Source organism: Streptomyces sp. NPDC018026 (genome assembly GCF_044327745.1).
Lineage (GTDB): Bacteria > Actinomycetota > Actinomycetes > Streptomycetales > Streptomycetaceae > Streptomyces > Streptomyces rubrogriseus.
In genome coordinates this window covers 558182-575812 of sequence record NZ_JBIRFY010000002.1, presented here as the reverse complement: position 1 = coordinate 575812, position 17631 = coordinate 558182, and the positions used below count along the sequence as shown (strand labels likewise).

The 17631-nt window shown below is 72.2% G+C and carries 16 protein-coding genes; 11 read left to right on the top strand and 5 right to left on the bottom strand.

What is annotated here, in order from left to right; all coding sequences use genetic code 11:
• Positions 1-18: 18 nt before the first annotated feature.
• Positions 19-1740, bottom strand: a complete 1722-nt coding sequence (leuA, locus tag ACH4D3_RS08165) for a 2-isopropylmalate synthase (RefSeq protein WP_398317886.1) — start codon at positions 1738-1740, stop codon at positions 19-21.
• 352 nt (positions 1741-2092) lie between these two features.
• On the opposite strand from leuA, the gene ACH4D3_RS08160 reads away from it, so the two are divergent.
• The 7 genes from ACH4D3_RS08160 (at position 2093) to ACH4D3_RS08130 (ending at position 8219) form a co-directional block, all read left to right on the top strand.
• Positions 2093-3163: a M4 family metallopeptidase gene (locus tag ACH4D3_RS08160; protein WP_398317883.1), complete on the top strand. Its 1071-nt coding sequence runs from the start codon at positions 2093-2095 to the stop codon at positions 3161-3163.
• A gap of 21 nt (positions 3164-3184) precedes the next feature.
• The gene (locus ACH4D3_RS08155) at positions 3185-3451 is read left to right on the top strand and encodes a protealysin inhibitor emfourin (RefSeq protein ID WP_385961181.1); all 267 of its coding nucleotides are present in this window, start codon (positions 3185-3187) and stop codon (positions 3449-3451) included.
• Between the two features lie 57 nt (positions 3452-3508).
• Complete coding sequence (locus tag ACH4D3_RS08150; protein WP_398317880.1) at positions 3509-4852, top strand: GH1 family beta-glucosidase; 1344 nt, start codon at positions 3509-3511, stop codon at positions 4850-4852.
• A gap of 105 nt (positions 4853-4957) precedes the next feature.
• Entirely contained in the window at positions 4958-6037 is a 1080-nt protein-coding gene (locus tag ACH4D3_RS08145) for a PhoH family protein (RefSeq protein ID WP_398317877.1), read from the top strand.
• Positions 6038-6049: 12 nt separating this feature from the next.
• A complete protein-coding gene (gene ybeY, locus ACH4D3_RS08140) occupies positions 6050-6547 on the top strand; it encodes an rRNA maturation RNase YbeY (protein WP_398317874.1) in 498 nt (165 codons plus the stop codon).
• On the top strand, positions 6544-7848 hold the full coding sequence (locus tag ACH4D3_RS08135; protein ID WP_398317871.1) for a hemolysin family protein: 1305 nt from the start codon (positions 6544-6546) through the stop codon (positions 7846-7848). The genes ybeY and ACH4D3_RS08135 overlap by 4 nt, the downstream gene beginning before the upstream one ends.
• Positions 7845-8219 carry an MmcQ/YjbR family DNA-binding protein gene (locus ACH4D3_RS08130; protein WP_398317868.1) on the top strand — a complete coding sequence of 125 codons (375 nt, stop codon included), beginning with the start codon at positions 7845-7847 and terminating at the stop codon, positions 8217-8219. Before ACH4D3_RS08135 ends, ACH4D3_RS08130 begins: the two co-directional genes overlap by 4 nt.
• Here the strand turns inward: ACH4D3_RS08130 and ACH4D3_RS08125 are convergent.
• Positions 8181-9641, bottom strand: coding sequence for an MFS transporter (locus ACH4D3_RS08125; RefSeq protein WP_398317865.1), 1461 nt, complete (start codon positions 9639-9641; stop codon positions 8181-8183). The two genes, ACH4D3_RS08130 and ACH4D3_RS08125, sit on opposite strands and share 39 nt — an antisense overlap.
• A 113-nt stretch (positions 9642-9754) precedes the next feature.
• Here ACH4D3_RS08125 and ACH4D3_RS08120 point away from each other — a divergent pair, with 113 nt between their 5' ends.
• The 3 genes from ACH4D3_RS08120 to era all read left to right on the top strand — a co-directional run bounded on the left by ACH4D3_RS08120 (position 9755) and on the right by era (position 12062).
• Positions 9755-10648, top strand: coding sequence for a helix-turn-helix transcriptional regulator (locus ACH4D3_RS08120; protein WP_398317862.1), 894 nt, complete (start codon positions 9755-9757; stop codon positions 10646-10648).
• Between the two features lie 38 nt (positions 10649-10686).
• Entirely contained in the window at positions 10687-11043 is a 357-nt protein-coding gene (locus ACH4D3_RS08115; protein ID WP_398317859.1) for a cytidine deaminase, read from the top strand.
• A gap of 65 nt (positions 11044-11108) precedes the next feature.
• Complete coding sequence (era, locus tag ACH4D3_RS08110; protein ID WP_016326176.1) at positions 11109-12062, top strand: GTPase Era; 954 nt, start codon at positions 11109-11111, stop codon at positions 12060-12062.
• A gap of 181 nt (positions 12063-12243) precedes the next feature.
• Here the strand turns inward: era and ACH4D3_RS08105 are convergent, their stop codons facing one another.
• Together ACH4D3_RS08105 and ACH4D3_RS08100 are read right to left on the bottom strand one after the other, a co-directional pair.
• The gene (locus ACH4D3_RS08105; RefSeq protein ID WP_398318932.1) at positions 12244-13389 is read right to left on the bottom strand and encodes a carbohydrate kinase family protein; all 1146 of its coding nucleotides are present in this window, start codon (positions 13387-13389) and stop codon (positions 12244-12246) included.
• Positions 13390-13569: 180 nt separating this feature from the next.
• Positions 13570-14865: a glucarate dehydratase family protein gene (locus tag ACH4D3_RS08100; protein ID WP_398317856.1), complete on the bottom strand. Its 1296-nt coding sequence runs from the start codon at positions 14863-14865 to the stop codon at positions 13570-13572.
• Positions 14866-15246: 381 nt separating this feature from the next.
• Here ACH4D3_RS08100 and ACH4D3_RS08095 point away from each other — a divergent pair, with 381 nt between their 5' ends.
• Positions 15247-16596 (top strand): MFS transporter, encoded by a 1350-nt coding sequence (locus tag ACH4D3_RS08095; RefSeq protein ID WP_398317853.1) that lies wholly within the window; start codon positions 15247-15249, stop codon positions 16594-16596.
• A gap of 19 nt (positions 16597-16615) precedes the next feature.
• Here ACH4D3_RS08095 and ACH4D3_RS08090 read toward each other — a convergent pair whose 3' ends face one another.
• Positions 16616-17614: an adenosine deaminase gene (locus ACH4D3_RS08090; protein ID WP_398317850.1), complete on the bottom strand. Its 999-nt coding sequence runs from the start codon at positions 17612-17614 to the stop codon at positions 16616-16618.
• Positions 17615-17631: the final 17 nt, after the last annotated feature.

The window sequence follows — 17631 nt, the reverse complement described above, 5'->3', positions numbered from 1 at the left end:
AACCACCGATTCGGCTGGTCAGCGAGCCGCGCGGTTGACGGCGGAGACGATCGCCTTCAGCGAGGCGCGCGTGGTGTTCGCGTCGATTCCGATGCCCCACAGCACCTTGTCGCCGATCGCGCACTCGATGTAGGAGGCGGCCTGCGCGGAGGCGCCCTCGCTCATCGTGTGCTCCTGGTAGTCCAGCAGCCGTACGTCGATGCCGACGCCCTGCAGCGCGTGGAAGAACGCCGAGATCGGGCCGTTGCCGGTGCCGACCAGCGTGGTCTCCGCGCCGTCGACCGTGGCGTCCACGGTCAGGGTGTCGACGCCGTCGCGGTCGGTCGTGGTCTGCCCGTTGGCCACCTGGATGCGGCCCCAGGGGTTGTCCGGGTTGGGCAGGTACTCGTCCTGGAAGACGTCCCAGATCGCCGTCGGCGTGATCTCGCCGCCCTCGGCGTCGGTCTTGGCCTGGATGAGCTTGGAGAACTCGATCTGCATCCGGCGCGGCAGGTCCAGGCTGTGGTCGTTCTTCAGGACGTAGGCGATACCGCCCTTGCCGGACTGCGAGTTGACGCGGATGACGGCCTCGTAGGAGCGGCCGACGTCCTTGGGGTCGATGGGCAGGTAGGGGACCGCCCACTCGATGTCGTCGACGGTGACGCCCTTGGCGGCCGCGTCGGCCTCCATGGCGTCGAAGCCCTTCTTGATGGCGTCCTGGTGGGAGCCGGAGAAGGACGTGTAGACCAGGTCGCCCACGTACGGGTGGCGCGGGTGGACCTCCATCTGGTTGCAGTACTCCCACGTGCGACGGATCTCGTCGATGTCGGAGAAGTCGATCTGCGGGTCGACGCCCTGGGAGAACAGGTTCATGCCCAGGGTGACCAGGTCGACGTTGCCGGTGCGCTCGCCCTGTCCGAACAGGCAGCCCTCGATGCGGTCGGCGCCGGCCATCAGCGCCAGCTCGGCCGCCGCCACCGCCGTACCGCGGTCGTTGTGCGGGTGGACGGACAGGCAGACGTGCTCGCGGCGGGACAGGTTGCGGCCCATCCACTCGAAGCGGTCGGCGTGCGTGGACGGCGTGGAACGCTCCACCGTGGCGGGCAGGTTGAGGATGATCTCGCGGCCGGGGCCGGGCTGGTAGGTGTCCATCACCGCCTCGCAGACCTCCAGGGCGAAGTCCAGCTCGGTGTCGGTGAAGATCTCGGGGCTGTACTGGTAGCCGAACTCCGTCTCGGGGCCCAGCAGTTTCTCGGCGTACTCCATGACCAGGCGGGTGCCGTCGACCGCGATCTGCTTGATGTCGTCCTTCGAGCCGCGGAAGACGACCCGGCGGAAGACCGGCGCGGTCGCGTTGTACAGGTGGACGGTGGCCCGCCTGGCGCCCTTCAGGGACTCCACCGTGCGCTCGATCAGGTCCTCGCGGGCCTGGGTCAGTACGGAGATGGTGACGTCGTCCGGGATGGCGTCCGGGTCCTCGACGATGGACCGTACGAAATCGAAGTCGGTCTGGCCGGAGGCCGGGAAGCCGACCTCGATCTCCTTGTAGCCCATCTTGACCAGCAGGTCGAACATGGCGCGCTTGCGGACCGGCGACATGGGGTCGATCAGGGCCTGGTTGCCGTCGCGCAGGTCGGTGGAGAGCCAGCGGGGAGCGGTGGTGATCCGCTGGCCCGGCCAGGTGCGGTCGGCGATGTCGACCTGGTCGTAGCCGCGGTACCTGGCGGTCGGCATGGGGCTGGGCTGCTGGCGGTTGGCCATGATGGCGTGGGCTCCTCGTGATGTCCGCGGATCTCGGCGGTGTCCGCGTCGTCCGCGTGTCCGGAAGGACGGCCGACGGCACCACCAAGCTCCGCGGGGAGGGAGTCGGCCTCTACAGGCCCTCGCCGCGGCAGCTAAGGAGAAGCAGCCCGAATCGCATGATGCCCAGCACCCTAGCCGAGTCACGCGGGTCACGCGGGTCCGTATCAGTATGCGGGACCGGAGTGAGAAAGGGGACAAAGAGTGCCGTATACCACTCCCGGCCGGGCCACGGGAGCCCCTTCCCGCCTCTGTGCACCGATCGTGGTTGCGGGTGGTGACAGTACGGTCACTCAGTGCGAGAGTGCCGGACATGACGACACACGGGGGCTTCCAGCCCGTCTTCTGCACGATCGTCCCGCCCCACGTCCTCGACCGGCTCGCCCGCAACACGGACCCCGTGCTCGCCGGGCCCGCCCGCCGCACCATCCAGCGCGACGCCGCCGAACGCACCCGCCGCGGCCTGACCGCGGTCGTCGGCGCCCCCTCCGTGGCCCCGCGCGCGGGCGCCGAGCCCGGGAAGCCGCAGCGCACGGTCTACGACGCCCGCCACGGCACCGACCTGCCGGGCGACCAGGTGCGCGCCGAGGGCGAGGAGCCCGGCCAGGACGCCACCGTGAACCGCGCCTACGCGGGCCTGGGCGCCACCTTCGAGCACTACCTCAAGGTCTACCGCCGCGACTCCATCGACGGCGCGGGCCTGCCGCTGGACGCGACCGTGCACTACGACCGCGAGTACAACAACGCCTTCTGGAACGGCGAGCAGATGGTCTTCGGCGACGGGGACGGGGAGATCTTCCTCGACTTCACCATCGCCCTGGACGTGATCGGCCACGAGCTGACCCACGGCGTCACCCAGCACACCGCCAACCTGACCTACTACGGCCAGCCCGGCGCCCTCAACGAGTCGGTCTCCGACGTCTTCGGCTCCCTCATCAAGCAGTACGCGCAGGGCCAGACCGCCGCCGAGGCCGACTGGCTGATCGGCGCCGGGCTGCTCGCCCCGCGGGTGACGGGCGAGGCGCTGCGCTCCATGAAGGCGCCGGGCACGGCCTACGACGACGACGTGCTCGGCAAGGACCCGCAGCCCGCGACGATGGACGACTTCGTGCGCACCGGCCGCGACAACGGCGGCGTGCACATCAACTCCGGCATTCCCAACCACGCCTTCTACCTGCTCGCCACCGCGCTCGGCGGGCACGCCTGGGAGCGGGCCGGGCAGCTCTGGTACGACGTGCTGACCGGCGGCGAGCTGGCCCAGGACGCCTCGTTCACGGACTTCGCGACGCTGACGGTGCGGGCCGCCCGGGAGCGCCACGGCGACGGGGACGAGCTGGAGGCGGTCGGCAAGGCCTGGGAGCAGGTCGGGGTGCGGACGCGGTAGTTCCGTACTAGACACGGGTCCATGCGGATTCAGGTGAGGCGCACAGGAGGCTTCGCGGGCATCGAACGCCATGCGGAGGTCGAGACCGCGGGACGCCCCGACGCGGACGAGTGGCACGCGCTGGCCGAGCGGGCGGTCGCCGACGGCCGGACCACCCCGCCGGTCGGGGTGCCGGACGGGTTCAGCTACCAGCTCACCGTGGACGGGCGGACGGTGTACGCCGCCGATCCCCGGCTGACGGACGAGCAGCGGGCGCTGATCTCGCGGGTGCTGAAGGAGGGCGCGTAACACCGGGTGGGCGCACGGGCGTTGACTTCCCTTACCGGGGGTACGGATGATCCGCGCATGGCGACTGACGCGATGCCGGCGCACCCGATGCCGCGGTTCCCGGACGGCTTCCTGTGGGGCGTGTCCACGTCCGCGCACCAGATCGAGGGCGCGGCCGGGCTGCGGGGGCCGTCCGTGTGGGACGCCTTCACGGCGGAGCCCGGCCGGGTGAAGGACGGTTCGACGGCGGCGGTGGCCTGCGACCACTACCACCGCTACCGCGAGGACGTGGCGCTGCTCGCGGACCTCGGCGTGGACGCCTACCGCTTCTCCGTCTCCTGGACACGGGTGGACTCCCCCGGCGGCCTGGACTTCTACGACCGCCTGGTGGACGAGCTGTGCGCGGCGGGCGTGCGGCCGGTGCCGACGCTGTTCCACTGGGACCTGCCGGCGGGCCTGGACTGGCTGGAGCGGGACACCGCCGCCCGGTTCGCCGCGTACGTGTCGGTCGTCGCGGAGCGCCTCGGCGACCGGGTCGGCAAGTGGATCACCCTCAACGAACCCGCCGAGCACACCCTGCTCGGCCACGCCCTCGGCGTCCACGCCCCCGGCCGGGAGCTGCTGTTCGACGCCCTGCCGGTCGCCCACCACCAGCTGCTGGCGCACGGCCTGGCGGTACGGGCCCTGCGCGCGTCCGGCGCCACCGACGTCGGCATCGCCAACTCGCACGGCCCGGTCTGGGCCGCCTCGGACGGCCCGGCCGACCGGGAGGCGGCCGACTTCTACGACCTCCTGCTGAACCGGATGTTCGCCGACCCGCTCCTGACCGGTCGGTACCCGGAGGGCATCGGTGACCTCATGCCCGGTTCCGCCGCAGAGGTCGAGGCCGACCTGGAGATCATCGCCGAGCCACTGGACTGGTACGGGGTGAACTACTACGCGCCGACGCGGGTGGGCGCCCCGCAGGGCGCGGAGATCGAGTTCGGCGGGATGACGCTCCCGGCCGAACTGCCCTTCTCGGTGCGCCGGATCGAGGGGCGGCCGGTGACGGACTTCGGCTGGCCCGTGGTCCCGGAGGGGCTGACGGAGCTGCTCACCGGCTTCCGGGACCGCTACGGCAACCGGCTCCCGCCGGTCGTGATCACGGAGAACGGCTGCTCCTACGAGGGCCTCGACGACCGGGACCGCATCGCCTACCTCGACGGGCACGTGCGCGCCCTGCACCGGGCGATCGAGGCGGGCGTCGACGTGCGCGGCTACTTCGTGTGGTCGCTGCTGGACAACTTCGAGTGGGCCGAGGGGTACGCCCGCCGGTTCGGACTGGTCCACGTGGACTTCGAGACGCTCCGGCGGACGCCCAAGGCGTCGTACGGCTGGTTCCGGGATCTGCTCGACGGGCAGCGGCGGGTACCGGTCGGATAAACCCCTCGGTGCTGTCGGCGGGGAGTCGTACGCTGGAGTCAGCAGACACACCCGTCACGCGGCGGACGCCGCAGAGGAGGACGAGCAGGCCTAGAGCGCCGGCCCATGACTCAGACACCCTCAGCCCACACCCCCGCGCAGGGGCAGGCGAGCGCACGGATCACCGTCCCCGCCCAGCACCCGATGGTGACCGTACTGGGCTCCGGAGACTCCCTCCTGCGCGTGATCGAGAAGGCCTTCCCGGCGGCCGACATCCATGTCCGGGGCAACGAGATCAGCGCCGTCGGCGACACCCATGAGGTCGCCCTCGTACAGCGCGTGTTCGACGAGATGATGCTGGTGCTGCGCACGGGGCAGCCGATGACGGAGGACGCAGTGGAACGCTCGATCGCCATGCTCAAGGCGAGCGAGAACGGGGAGAGCGACGGCCGGGAGACCCCGGCCGAGGTGCTCACGCAGAACATCCTGTCCTCGCGCGGCCGCACGATCCGCCCCAAGACGCTGAACCAGAAGCGGTACGTCGACGCGATCGACAAGCACACCATCGTCTTCGGCATCGGCCCCGCGGGCACCGGCAAGACCTACCTGGCGATGGCCAAGGCGGTGCAGGCCCTGCAGTCCAAGCAGGTCAACCGCATCATCCTGACCCGCCCGGCGGTGGAGGCCGGGGAGCGGCTCGGCTTCCTGCCGGGCACGCTGTACGAGAAGATCGACCCGTATCTGCGCCCGCTGTACGACGCGCTGCACGACATGCTCGACCCGGACTCGATCCCGCGGCTGATGGCGGCGGGCACGATCGAGGTCGCGCCGCTGGCCTACATGCGCGGCCGCACGCTGAACGACGCGTTCATCATCCTGGACGAGGCCCAGAACACCAGCCCCGAGCAGATGAAGATGTTCCTCACCCGGCTCGGCTTCGACTCGAAGATCGTCATCACGGGTGACGTGACCCAGGTCGACCTGCCCGGCGGCACGAAGTCGGGTCTGCGGCAGGTGCAGGACATCCTGGACGGCGTCGAGGACGTCCACTTCTCCCGGCTCACGTCCCACGACGTCGTCCGGCACAAGCTGGTGGGCCGTATCGTCGACGCCTACGAGCAGTACGACAGCAGGAACGGCACCGAGAACGGCGGCCACAACGGCGGCCGGACACCGAGACACGGTGCCAAGGCCAAGGGGAAGTAGACCAGCACGACCATGTCGATCGACGTCAACAACGAGTCCGGAACCGAGGTCGACGAGCAGGCGATCCTCGACATCGCCCGCTACGCGCTCGCGCGGATGCGCATCCACCCGCTCTCCGAGCTCTCGGTGATCGTCGTGGACGCCGGCGCCATGGAGCAGCTGCACATCCAGTGGATGGACCTGCCGGGTCCCACCGACGTGATGTCCTTCCCGATGGACGAGCTGCGTCCGCCGTCCAAGGACGAGGAGGAGGCTCCGCAGGGGCTGCTCGGCGACATCGTGCTCTGCCCGGAGGTCGCCGCCAAGCAGGGCGCCGAGGCGGCGACGGAGCACTCCATGGACGAGGAGCTCCAGCTCCTGACCGTCCACGGGGTGCTGCACCTGCTCGGGTACGACCACGAGGAGCCCGACGAGAAGGCCGAGATGTTCGGTCTGCAGGCCGCGATCGTGGACGGCTGGCGTGCGGAGAAGGGCCTGACCGGCCCGTCCCCGGCCCCGACGGTCTCATGAGCCTCCCGCTCGTCGCCGGTGCCGTCGCCCTGGTGGTGGTCGCCTGGCTGGCCGCGTGCGCGGAGGCGGGGCTCGCGAGGGTCTCCAGCTTCCGCGCCGAGGAGGCGGTACGGTCCGGGCGCCGGGGCGGCGAGAAGCTCGCCCAGGTCGCCGCGGACCCGACCCGCTACCTCAACGTGGCACTGCTGGTCCGCGTCGCCTGCGAGATGGCGGCCGCCGCGCTGGTCACGTACGCCTGCCTGAGACAGTTCGACGGCACCGGCGAGGCGCTGATCATCGCCATCGCGGTGATGGTGCTGCTCTCCTACGTCGCCGTCGGGGTCTCGCCGCGCACCATCGGCCGCCAGCACCCGCTGAACACGGCGACCGCCGCGGCGTACGTGCTGCTGCCGCTGGCCCGGATCATGGGCCCGATCCCGTCGCTGCTGATCCTCATCGGCAACGCGCTGACCCCGGGCAAGGGCTTCCGCCGGGGTCCCTTCGCCTCGGAGGCGGAGCTGCGGGCGCTGGTGGACTACGCCGAGAAGGAGTCCCTGATCGAGGCCGAGGAGCGCCGCATGGTGCACTCGGTGTTCGAACTGGGCGACACCCTGGTGCGGGAGGTCATGGTGCCGCGCACCGACCTCGTGGTCATCGAGCGCTACAAGACCATCCGGCAGGCCCTCACCCTCGCCCTGCGCTCCGGTTTCTCCCGGATACCGGTGACCGGCGACAGCGAGGACGACATCGTCGGCATCGTCTACCTGAAGGACCTGGTCCGCAGGACGCACATCAGCCGGGACGCGGAGAGCGACCTGGTCTCCACCGCGATGCGTCCGGCGTCCTTCGTGCCGGACACCAAGAACGCCGGTGACCTGCTGCGCGAGATGCAGAAGGAGCGCAACCACGTCGCCGTCGTCATCGACGAGTACGGCGGCACGGCCGGCATCGTCACCATCGAGGACATCCTGGAGGAGATCGTCGGCGAGATCACCGACGAGTACGACCGGGAGCTGCCACCGGTGGAGGAGCTGGGCGGGGACCGTTTCCGGGTCACCGCCCGCCTGGACATCGGCGACCTGGGCGAGCTGTACGGCCTGGACGAGTACGACGACGAGGACGTGGAGACGGTCGGCGGTCTGCTCGCGAAGGCGCTGGGCCGCGTCCCGATCGCCGGGGCGTCCTCGATCGTGGAACTGCCCGACGGCCGTGAGCTGCGGCTGACGGCGGAGGCCGCCGCGGGCCGCCGGAACAAGATCGTGACGGTGCTGGTGGAGCCGGTGGGCGCGGCGAAGCCGGCCGAGGAGGCCGCGTCCGAATGACCCCCGGGGAACTGCGCGACTTCTGTCTGTCCTTCAACGCCGCGGTGGAGGACTTCCCCTTCAACCCGGAGACCTCCGTCTTCAAGGTGCTGGGGAAGATGTTCGCGCTGACCTCGCTGGACGGGCGCCCGCTCACCGTCAACCTCAAGTGCGACCCGGACGACGCGCTCCGGCTGCGCGCCGACCACCCGGGGCTGATCGTCCCCGGGTGGCACATGAACAAGCGGCACTGGAACACGGTGACGGTGGGCGGCGCACCGGACGGGCGCCGGCTCCCGGACCGTGTCGTCCGGGAGCTGGTGGAGGACTCGTACGACCTCGTCGTCGCCGGTCTACCGCGCGCGGAGCGGCTCCGCCTCGACCGCCCCTGAGCCCGCCGCCCGGTTGACGCGCAGCCCCACCCCGACCAGTACGGCCGCCGCCAGCACGATCACCGCGTCCAGGACCAGCACCGTACGGACGCCGGAGGCGAGGTCGGTGGCGGTGGTGGCCAGCACGCCGAGCAGCGGGATGCCGACGGTGATGCCGACCTGCTGGGTGGAGGTGACCAGGCCGGTCGCCAGGCCCTGCTCCGCGTCGGGGACGCCGGAGGTGACGGTCAGGCCGTAGGAGATGATCGCGCCCAGGTGGCACATGCTGGCCAGGGACACGGCGGCGGTGGCGAGCAGCACCGACCGGCCGCCCTCGCCCAGCGCCAGCAGGGACAGGCCGATGGCACCCTGTCCAGCGAGCGAGCCGACCAGGGTGCGGCGGGCGCCGAAGCGGCCGATGACGCGCGGGGCGAGGGAACCGGCCAGCACCGACAGCACGCCCTGCACTCCGAAGACCAGGCCGGTCTCGAAGGCGCTCAGGTGCAGGATCTCCTGGAGGTACAGGGTGAGCACGAAGACGACCGTCGACATCATCGAGAAGGTGACAAGACCGCCCAGGTTGCCCCACGCGACCGTGCGGCGGCGCAGCATCGGCAGCGAGACCAGCGGCGCCGCGCTGCGCGACTCGACGGCCACGAAGGCGGCCAGCAGCAGCAGGCCCGCGACGAGGGCGACCAGGACGTCGGTGCGGCCGAAGCCGTGCTCGGCGGCCGTGGTCAGGGCGTAGATCAGGGAGAGCAGGCCGCCGGTGACGGTGATGGCGCCGGGGACGTCGAGGCGGGGCCGCTCCGGGGTCCGCGACTCGGGCAGCAGGCGGGGCGCGAGGGGCAGCACGATCAGGGCGAACAGGGCGAGCAGGCCCATGGTGGAGCGCCAGCTCAGCAGGTCGGTCAGGACGCCCCCGGCCACCATGCCGACGGTGAAGCCGAGCGAGAGCAGGGTGCCGGAGATGCCGAGGGCGCGGTCGCGGGCGGGGCCCTCCGGGAAGGTCGTGGTCAGCAGGGACATGCCGGTCGGGACGATGGCCGCCGCGCCGAGGCCCTGGAGGGCACGCCCGGCGAGGAAGGAGGCCGGGTCCCAGGCGAGGGTGGCCAGCAGGGAGGCGGCGCCGAAGAGCGCGAGCCCGGCGAGGAAGAGCCGCCGGCGGCCGTAGAGGTCGCCCATGCGCCCGAAGAGCAGCAGGAAGCCGCCGGACGGCAGGGCGAACGCGGTGACCGCCCACTGGAGGGCGGAGGTGCTCATGCCGAGGTCCGCGCCGAGCACGGGCAGGGCGACGTTCAGGACGGAGAAGTCGAGCGCGACCATGAACTGGGCCGCACAGAGCACGAACAGGACCAGCCGGTCGCGCGCGGAGAGCCGTGGAGCGGACGGTTCCGGCGCCACGGGGGCCGGGGTGGGAGTCGGGGTGGTGTCGATCGCCATGGACATGAGCCTCGGGCCACCGGAATAGTTGTGGGGAGACGCCGATTGTTCTGGTGGTGCCACCACCAGGCACCGGCAGGCACCACAGGCGTGGCTACGGGGGGAGTGCGTACGTGCCGGACGTGATCACGAGGACCGGGACCGCGGGCCGGGACCGGCGCCGCAGTGAGCTGCGGGAGTTCCTGATGAGCCGGCGGGCCCGGGTGTCCCCGGCCGAGGTCGGGCTGCCGGACGGCGGGGCGCGGCGCCGCACGCCGGGGCTGCGCCGCGAGGAGGTGGCCGTGCTCGCCGGGGTGGGCGCGTCCTGGTACCAGTGGCTGGAGCAGGGCCGCGACATCTCCGTCTCCCCGCAGGTGCTGGACGCGGTCGGCCGGGTGCTGCGGCTCAGCAACACCGAGCGCCGCCACCTGTACGTGCTGGCGGGGCTGAACCCGCCCGCGGCCGAGGTCGAGCCGTCGAAGCGGGACATGTGCGAGGGGCTGCGGCGGCTGATCGACACGTGGATGCCGTATCCGGCGCACATCATGGACCGGTACTACAACTGCGTGCTGTACAACGACGCGGCCTCGATGGTGCTGGGCATGCGGCCGGACACGACGTGGAACTGCATCCTCGACTTCTTCACCGACCCCCTCTACCGCTCCCGCGCCCGCAACTGGGAGCACAACGCGCGCACGGTCGTCGCCCAGTTCCGCGCCACCTGCGCGGCCAACCCGGACGACGAGGGCTTCCAGCAGGTGCTGGCGGACCTGAAGGGGGCCAGCGCCGAGTTCGCCGCGCTGTGGGAGGAGCGGGACATCGAGGACGCGGGGCAGATCCGCAAGGAGCTGGACCACCCGCTGGTGGGCCTCCTCAGCCTGGAGTCGACGGCCCTCCAGGTCCCGGCCCGCCCCGACCTGACCATCGTGCTGCACACACCGCTGGAGGAGGCGAACACGGCGTCGAAGCTGGCGTGGCTGGCGTCACCGGAGGGCCGACGCGGGGCGATGTACCCGGTGGCTGGGTGAGCGGCCCGGCCTCCGGCGGGGCTCCGTATGCTCACCCCATGACCACCGAGACTCCCGGCCTCGACCCCGAGGACCGCAAGATCGTCACCCTGGCCCGCTCGGCCCGCGCCCGCAACGGCGTCCCCGAGGGCGCGGCCGTCCGCGACGAGACCGGCCGCACGTACGTCGCCGGCACGGTCGCCCTGGACTCCCTGAAGCTCAGCGCGCTGCGTACGGCGGTGGCGATGGCGGTGGCGTCCGGCGCGAAGTCCCTGGAGGCCGCGGCGGTGGTGACCTCGGCGGAGTCGGCGTCGGAGGAGGACCGGGCGGCGGTACGGGACCTGGGCGGGGCGGAGACACCGGTGCTGGTGGCCGGTCCGGACGGCACGGTGCGGGCCACGGTGAGCGCGGGCTGACACTCGCGGGCCCGGCGGGCGACCGTGGTACGGCGGGGCTCCGGGGATCAGGGACAATGGGCGCCATGAGCGTTCGTACCCAGTCATCCGAAGAACCGGCCGAGACTGTTCACCGGGCCGGCTTCGCCTGCTTCGTGGGCCGTCCCAACGCGGGCAAGTCCACCCTGACGAACGCTCTGGTCGGGCAGAAGGTGGCGATCACCTCCAACCGGCCGCAGACCACCCGGCACACCGTGCGGGGCATCGTGCACCGCGAGGACGCCCAGCTGATCCTGGTGGACACCCCGGGTCTGCACAAGCCGCGCACGCTGCTGGGCGAGCGGCTCAACGACGTGGTGCGCACCACGTGGGCCGAGGTGGACGTGATCGGCTTCTGCCTGCCGGCCAACGAGAAGCTGGGCCCCGGTGACCGCTTCATCGCCAAGGAGCTGGCGGGGATCAGGAAGACCCCGAAGGTCGCGATCGTCACCAAGACCGACCTGGTGGACTCCAAGACGCTGGCCGAGCAGCTGATCGCGATCGACCAGCTGGGCAAGGAGCTGGGGATCGCCTGGGCGGAGATCGTCCCGGTGTCCGCCACGGCGAACCAGCAGGTGGACCTGCTCGCCGACCTCCTCACCCCGCTGCTGCCCGAGGGCCCGGCGCTCTATCCCGAGGGCGACCTGACGGACGAGCCCGAGCAGGTCATGGTCGCGGAACTGATCCGCGAGGCCGCGCTGGAGGGCGTACGGGACGAGCTGCCGCACTCCATCGCGGTGGTCGTCGAGGAAATGCTCCCGCGCGAGGACCGCCCGGCCGACAAGCCGCTCCTCGACATCCACGCCAACGTCTACATCGAGCGCCCGAGCCAGAAGGGCATCATCATCGGGCCCAAGGGCAAGCGCCTGAAGGACGTCGGCATCAAGTCCCGCACCCAGATCGAGGCCCTCCTCGGCACCCCGGTCTTCTTGGACCTGCACGTGAAGGTCGCCAAGGACTGGCAGCGCGACCCGAAACAGCTGCGGCGCCTCGGGTTCTGAAGCCGCCCCCGGGCATCGCGGGCCCGGAAACCGCCCGGCCCGACACCCCCGCCCCGCCACGCGGCGGTAGCCGCACATTGATACAGCTTGGACCTGCACGTGAAGGTCGCCAAGGACTGGCAGCGCGACCCGAAGCAGCTGCGGCGCCTCGGGTTCTGAAGCGCCCGAGGGGCAGGGGCGGTCAGGATGCCGGGCGGCGGAAGCCGATGGTCGGGACCGCGCGGCGCAGGGGCCAGGAGCCGGGCTGGGCGTCGGGGACCAGGTCGGCCAGGAAGGCGTAGCGGCGCAGGGCCGTCGGGTCCTGGCTCTCGACCGACTGGACCTTGCGCCACCAGGTGGCGATCTCGCACCAGCCGGGTGCCGACAGCGAGCCGCCGAACTCCTGGACGGACAGCGCCGCGGTCAGGCCCGCGAAGGCGAGCCGGTCGGCGAGCGGCCAGCCGGCCAGGGTGCCGGTGACGAAGCCGGCCACGAAGACGTCCCCGGCACCGGTCGGGTCCAGGGCCTCCACCTCGATGGCGGGGACCTCGGCGCTCTCCCCCGTGCGCCGGTCGACCGCGTACGCGCCGTCCGCGCCGAGGGTGACCACCGCGAGCGGCACGTGCTCGGTCAGTGCGTGCGCGGCGGCGCGCGGGCAGGTGGCGCCGGTGTAGCGCATGGCCTCCTCCGCGTTCGGCAGGAAGGCCTCGCAGTGCGCGAGGTCGGGCAGTCCGGCCAGGTCCCAGGCGCCGGTGTCGTCCCAGCCGACGTCGGCGAAGACGCGGGTGCCGCTCGCGGCGGCCTGGGCGATCCAGGGGGCCCGGACACCGGGCGTGAGGGAGGCGACGGCGGCACGCGCGCGGGGCGGGCGGTCGGGCGACGGCTCCTCCGGCGGCGGCTGGTGGCCGTGGGAGACCATCGTGCGCTCCCCCTCGTACGCCATCGACACCGTCACCGGCGAGTGCCAGCCGGGCACGGTGCGGGACGGGGACAGGTCGATGCCCTCGCCCTGGGCGAGCGCGTCCCAGCAGTAGTCGCCGTAGTGGTCGTCGCCGAAGGCGGCGGCCAGCGAGGTACGCAGGCCGAGACGGGCCAGCGCGGTCGCCATGTTGGCGATGCCGCCCGGGCTCGACCCCATCCCCCGGGCCCAGGACTCGGTCCCGCGCACCGGGGCGGAGTCGAGGCCGGTGAAGACGACGTCGAGGAAGACGGTGCCCGTCAGGTACACGTCCCAGGGCGGGTCCTGCGGGGCGCGCAGGCCGGCGAGGGGGTCGACCTCGGGCCGGCGGTGCGCTCCCTCGCCCTGGGTGTGGCGGTGTGTTCGCTCCTCGGCCGGCACGACGGGCATCGCCGGCATGGCCGGCACGACCTGCACGTCGGACGCGGACGTGGTGGCGGTGGCGGTGACGCTGGCGGTCGACACGGTGGACGCGGTGGAGGCTGTCACGGTGCGCTCCCTGGCATGGTGCGGATCAGGCCAGTGTGCACCACCGCGCGGACAACCCGGCGCAGGAACCGGGACCGCCGGTCACCAGCGCGGCACGGCCGGGGTGACCCACGCGGGGTCGGCGGCCCGCATCGCGGCCGCGTCGTCGCGCTCGCGGAGCGTGCCGTCGTCGTCGAGCCAGCGGCGGTGGAGGAAGGCCAGCCGGTCGCGGTCGAGTTCGACGCCGAGGCCGGGGGCGTCGGAGACGGCGACCCGGCCGCCGTCGAAGGCGAGCCGTTCGGTGAGCACGTCCTCGGACTGCCAGGGGTAGTGGGAGTCGCAGGCGTGGTGGAGGCCGGGCACGGTGGCCGCCACGTGGGTCATGGCGGCGAGGCTGATGCCGAGGTGGGTGTTGGAGTGCATGGACACTCCGACGCCGAAGGTGCGGCACACGGCGGCCAGTTGCTGGGTGTTGCGCAGCCCGCCCCAGTAGTGGTGGTCGCAGAGCACGACCTGCACGGCGCCCTCGGTGAACGCCTCCTGGATCTCGGCGAACGTCGTCACGCACATGTTGGTCGCGAGCGGCACCCCGGTCCGCGCCGCGACCTCGGCCATCGCGGGCGTGCCGAGGGCCGGGTCCTCCAGGTACTCCAGGACGTCCCCGACCTCCCCGGCGACCTTCAGCGAGGTCTCCACGGACCAGGCCCCGTTGGGGTCCAGGCGCAGGGGGTGCCCGGGGAACGCCTCGGCGAGGGCCCTGACGGCGGCGATCTCCTCGTCGGGCGGGAAGACGCCGCCCTTGAGCTTGAAGGAGGTGAAGCCGTACCGCTCGGTGAAGGCGCGGGCCTGGGCGACGACTCCGGCCGGGTCGACGGCGGCACCCCAGTCGTCCTTCTCTGCCGCCACGCCCTCGGGGTGGTCGGCCCACTTGTAGAACAGGTACGCGCTGTACTCGACGCTGTCGCGGACCTTGCCGCCGAGCAGCGCGTGCACGGGCAGGCCGAGCGCCTTGCCGAGGGCGTCGAGGCAGGCGACCTCGAAGCTTGAGACGACGGACAGGCGCAGCTTGTCGGCGGTCTGGACCCCGCGCAGCCCGCCGACGTCGACCTGTGCGGAGACCCGGGAGGAGTCGACGGCGACCTCGTCGGCGAGGGTGAACAGGCCGTTGAGGTCGCTCACCTGGCGCCCCACCAGCTTGTCCGCGAACGGGCGGGCCAGCTCCAGGTACTTGGTGTCGCCGTAGGTCTCGCCGACACCGGTGATCCCGTCGGCGGTCTCGACCTCGACGATCAGCCGGGGGGTGTACGGCTGGTGCACGCCCTGCGTGTTGAGCAGCGGCGGGTCCGCGACGAGGATCGGCCTGAGGCGGACGGCAGTGATCGTGAGGTCGCGGGTCACAGGGCGGCTCCTACGAGGTCGAGTCCGGTGGGATCTCGTCGTCTCCACCGCGCATGTTTTCGTATGTAGATGTAATCCATGTATGGAAATGGAGATTAGATAGGCGACCCTGGAGCGTCAATGGGTCGACATCTCGCGGGGCCGGGTCCGCACCGACCTCGGAGGCGGCGATTCCGGCCGGAAGCGGCTCGGTCCGCTGACATTGGCGCTCGCTGCTACCCGGCTTCTAAACTCCCAAACGGATATGTGACCTAGATCACATCGACTCGCTTGTTTCGGGGCTCCTTCCGCTTGATACAAATTGCCCGCGCGCCCTTCTCGGTCGACGGGTCGTCGCCCCTTCCCTCCCCATCGTCCCTTTCGCATGCCCTGGGAACGCCCGTGTTCGCCCCCCGCACCACTCCCTGGCCCCTCGTCGCCCTTTTCACGGCCGGGTACCTGCCTCCCTACCTGCTGCCCACCACCGTCGGCAGACTCGACACCAGCCTTCCGCTGTCCACCACGCAGGCGGGCGCCGTCGGCAGCGCGCTGCTGCTGAGTTCGGCGACCGCGGGCTTCCTGCTGGCCTCCCGGGTGCAGCGGCTCGGCGCCCGGGCATCGGCCCGCCTCGGCCTCGTCCTGGCCGTCCTCGGCTACGGCGCCGCCGCGCTCACCACCGCCGTCCCGGCCGTGGTCCTGGGCGCGGTCGTGGGCGGTTTCGGGTCGGGGACGGCCATGACGGTCGCCGCCACCCGGATCGCCGCCGAGAAGGATCCCCACCGCGCCTCCACGGTGGGCCTGCTGAGCGTGTCCGCGCTGGCCGGTGCGGTGTACCTGACGGTGCCGCACCTCGGCCGGGCGCACGGGCTGCCGCTGGCCGCGATCGCCCTGACGGCGCTGGCGGTGTGGCCGCTGACCGGCCGCCTGCCGGGCCCGGCGGCCGACTCCCCGGCCGCACCCGGCACCGACGCCACCGCCCCGCTCCCCCACCGCCGTTCGGGGCTCGTCCTCGCCGTCACCGTGCTGTGCTGGTCCCTGGCCCAGAACTCCCTGTGGGGCGTCAGCGGCCGGATCGGGCTGACCCAGGCCGGTCTCGGTGACGCCGCCCTCGGCGTCGTCTTCGCCGTCGCGCTGGGCGCGGGCCTGGTGGGCGTGCTGGCGGCGGGTGCGCTCGGGCCGCGGCTGGGGCGGGCGATGCCCGTCGGCGCCGGCACGGTGCTCATCGCGGGCTGCATCGCGGTGAGTGCGTCGGCGACGACCCCGACGGCCTTCGCCACCGGGGAGATCGCCTGGAACACCGTCTACCCGGTCGTCCTGTCGTACCTGATCGGCCTCGCCGCCTCGCTCGACGCGCGCGGCCGGTGGGCGGTGCTGGTCGGCTCGGCGTCCTCGCTGGGCACCGCGGCCGGACCGCTGGCCGGCAGTGTCCTGCCGGCGCAGGCCGGTTACGCGGGCATGGGGCTGATCCTGGCCGCCGGGCTGCTGCTGGTCGCCGCGCCGATGACCGCCGTAGCGCTGCACACCGCGGGGCGCCCGCTGCTGCCCGGCGCGATCCGCCGCCGCGGCGGCACCCCGGCCGCGCTGGTCGCCGCCGCCACGGGAACGCCGAGCGGTGCGGTGCCCGAGGTCGGTGCCGTGGAGCAGCCGGTCGTGGAGATCGACGTGGAGGTCCCGGCGGTGGCCGTCCAGGGCGCCTACGACACGGCCGGACCCCGGCAGGCGGCGGCCGCACCGGGGTCCGGGCCGGGCTGAGCCCCGCGCGCGGGAACCGCTACGCGGCGGGGAACCGGTACGCCTCGACCTCCGCGAGGTACCGCGCCCGCAGCTCCTCGTCGTCCTCCAGGAAGGAGGCGAGGAACGAGTTGCGGGCCAGCTCCCGCAGCCGCTCCCCGGTCAGGCCGAGGGCCTCGCGCACGGCGTCGAAGTTGTCGCCCGCGTAGCCGCCGAAGTAGGCCGGGTCGTCGGAGTTCACCGTGCACATCAGGCCCGCGTCGAGCATCGCGGGCAGCGGGTGGTCGGCGAGGGTGTCGACCGTGCGCAGCCGCACGTTGGACAGCGGGCACAGGGTGAGCGGGACGCGCTCGCGCACCAGCCGCTCGACCAGCGCCGGGTCCTCCACCGAGCGCAGCCCGTGGTCGATCCGCTCGACGCCGAGGACGTCGAGGGCCTCGGCGACGTACGCGGGCGGCCCCTCCTCGCCCGCGTGCGCGACCCGGCGCAGGCCGAGGGCGGCGGCGGCCGCGTACACCTCGCGGAACTTGACCGGCGGGTGGCCGACCTCGGCGGAGTCCAGGCCGACACCGGTGATGCGGTCGAGGTACGGCTTGGCGGCGTCCAGCGTCCGCATCGCCGACTCGGCGGACTCGTCGCGCAGGAAGCAGAGGATCAGCCGGGTGGACACCCCATGGTTCTCGCGACTTGCGCCCAGCGCCCGCCACAGCCCCTCCACGACCGTGCCCATCTCCACGCCCCGGGCGAGGTGGGCCTGCGGGTCGAAGAAGATCTCGGCGTGCCGGACGCCCTGGGCGGCGGCGCGGGCGAGGTAGGCGTTCGCGAGGTCCTCGAAGTCCCGCTCGGTGCGCAGGACGGCCATCAGTTCGTAGTACAGGTTCAGGAAGGACTGGAGGTCCGCGAAGCGGTACGCCTCGCGCAGCGCGTCCTCGTCCGCGTACGGCAGGGACACGCCGTTGCGGGCGGCCAGCGCGAAGGCCAGCTCGGGTTCCAGGGTGCCTTCGATGTGGAGGTGCAGTTCAGCTTTGGGCAGGGGCATCAGAGCATCGTACGGCG

Coding starts and splice junctions, on each gene's coding strand:
- ACH4D3_RS08150 (WP_398317880.1), top strand. CDS start 3,509: ATGGCGACTGACGCGATGCCGGCGCACCCGATGCCGCGGTTCCCGGAC.
- ACH4D3_RS08125 (WP_398317865.1), bottom strand. CDS start 9,641: ATGGCGATCGACACCACCCCGACTCCCACCCCGGCCCCCGTGGCGCCG.
- leuA (WP_398317886.1), bottom strand. CDS start 1,740: ATGGCCAACCGCCAGCAGCCCAGCCCCATGCCGACCGCCAGGTACCGC.
- ACH4D3_RS08090 (WP_398317850.1), bottom strand. CDS start 17,614: ATGCCCCTGCCCAAAGCTGAACTGCACCTCCACATCGAAGGCACCCTG.
- ACH4D3_RS08115 (WP_398317859.1), top strand. CDS start 10,687: ATGACCACCGAGACTCCCGGCCTCGACCCCGAGGACCGCAAGATCGTC.
- ACH4D3_RS08130 (WP_398317868.1), top strand. CDS start 7,845: ATGACCCCCGGGGAACTGCGCGACTTCTGTCTGTCCTTCAACGCCGCG.
- ACH4D3_RS08105 (WP_398318932.1), bottom strand. CDS start 13,389: ATGCCCGTCGTGCCGGCCGAGGAGCGAACACACCGCCACACCCAGGGC.
- ybeY (WP_398317874.1), top strand. CDS start 6,050: ATGTCGATCGACGTCAACAACGAGTCCGGAACCGAGGTCGACGAGCAG.
- ACH4D3_RS08135 (WP_398317871.1), top strand. CDS start 6,544: ATGAGCCTCCCGCTCGTCGCCGGTGCCGTCGCCCTGGTGGTGGTCGCC.
- ACH4D3_RS08160 (WP_398317883.1), top strand. CDS start 2,093: ATGACGACACACGGGGGCTTCCAGCCCGTCTTCTGCACGATCGTCCCG.
- era (WP_016326176.1), top strand. CDS start 11,109: ATGAGCGTTCGTACCCAGTCATCCGAAGAACCGGCCGAGACTGTTCAC.
- ACH4D3_RS08155 (WP_385961181.1), top strand. CDS start 3,185: ATGCGGATTCAGGTGAGGCGCACAGGAGGCTTCGCGGGCATCGAACGC.
- ACH4D3_RS08145 (WP_398317877.1), top strand. CDS start 4,958: ATGACTCAGACACCCTCAGCCCACACCCCCGCGCAGGGGCAGGCGAGC.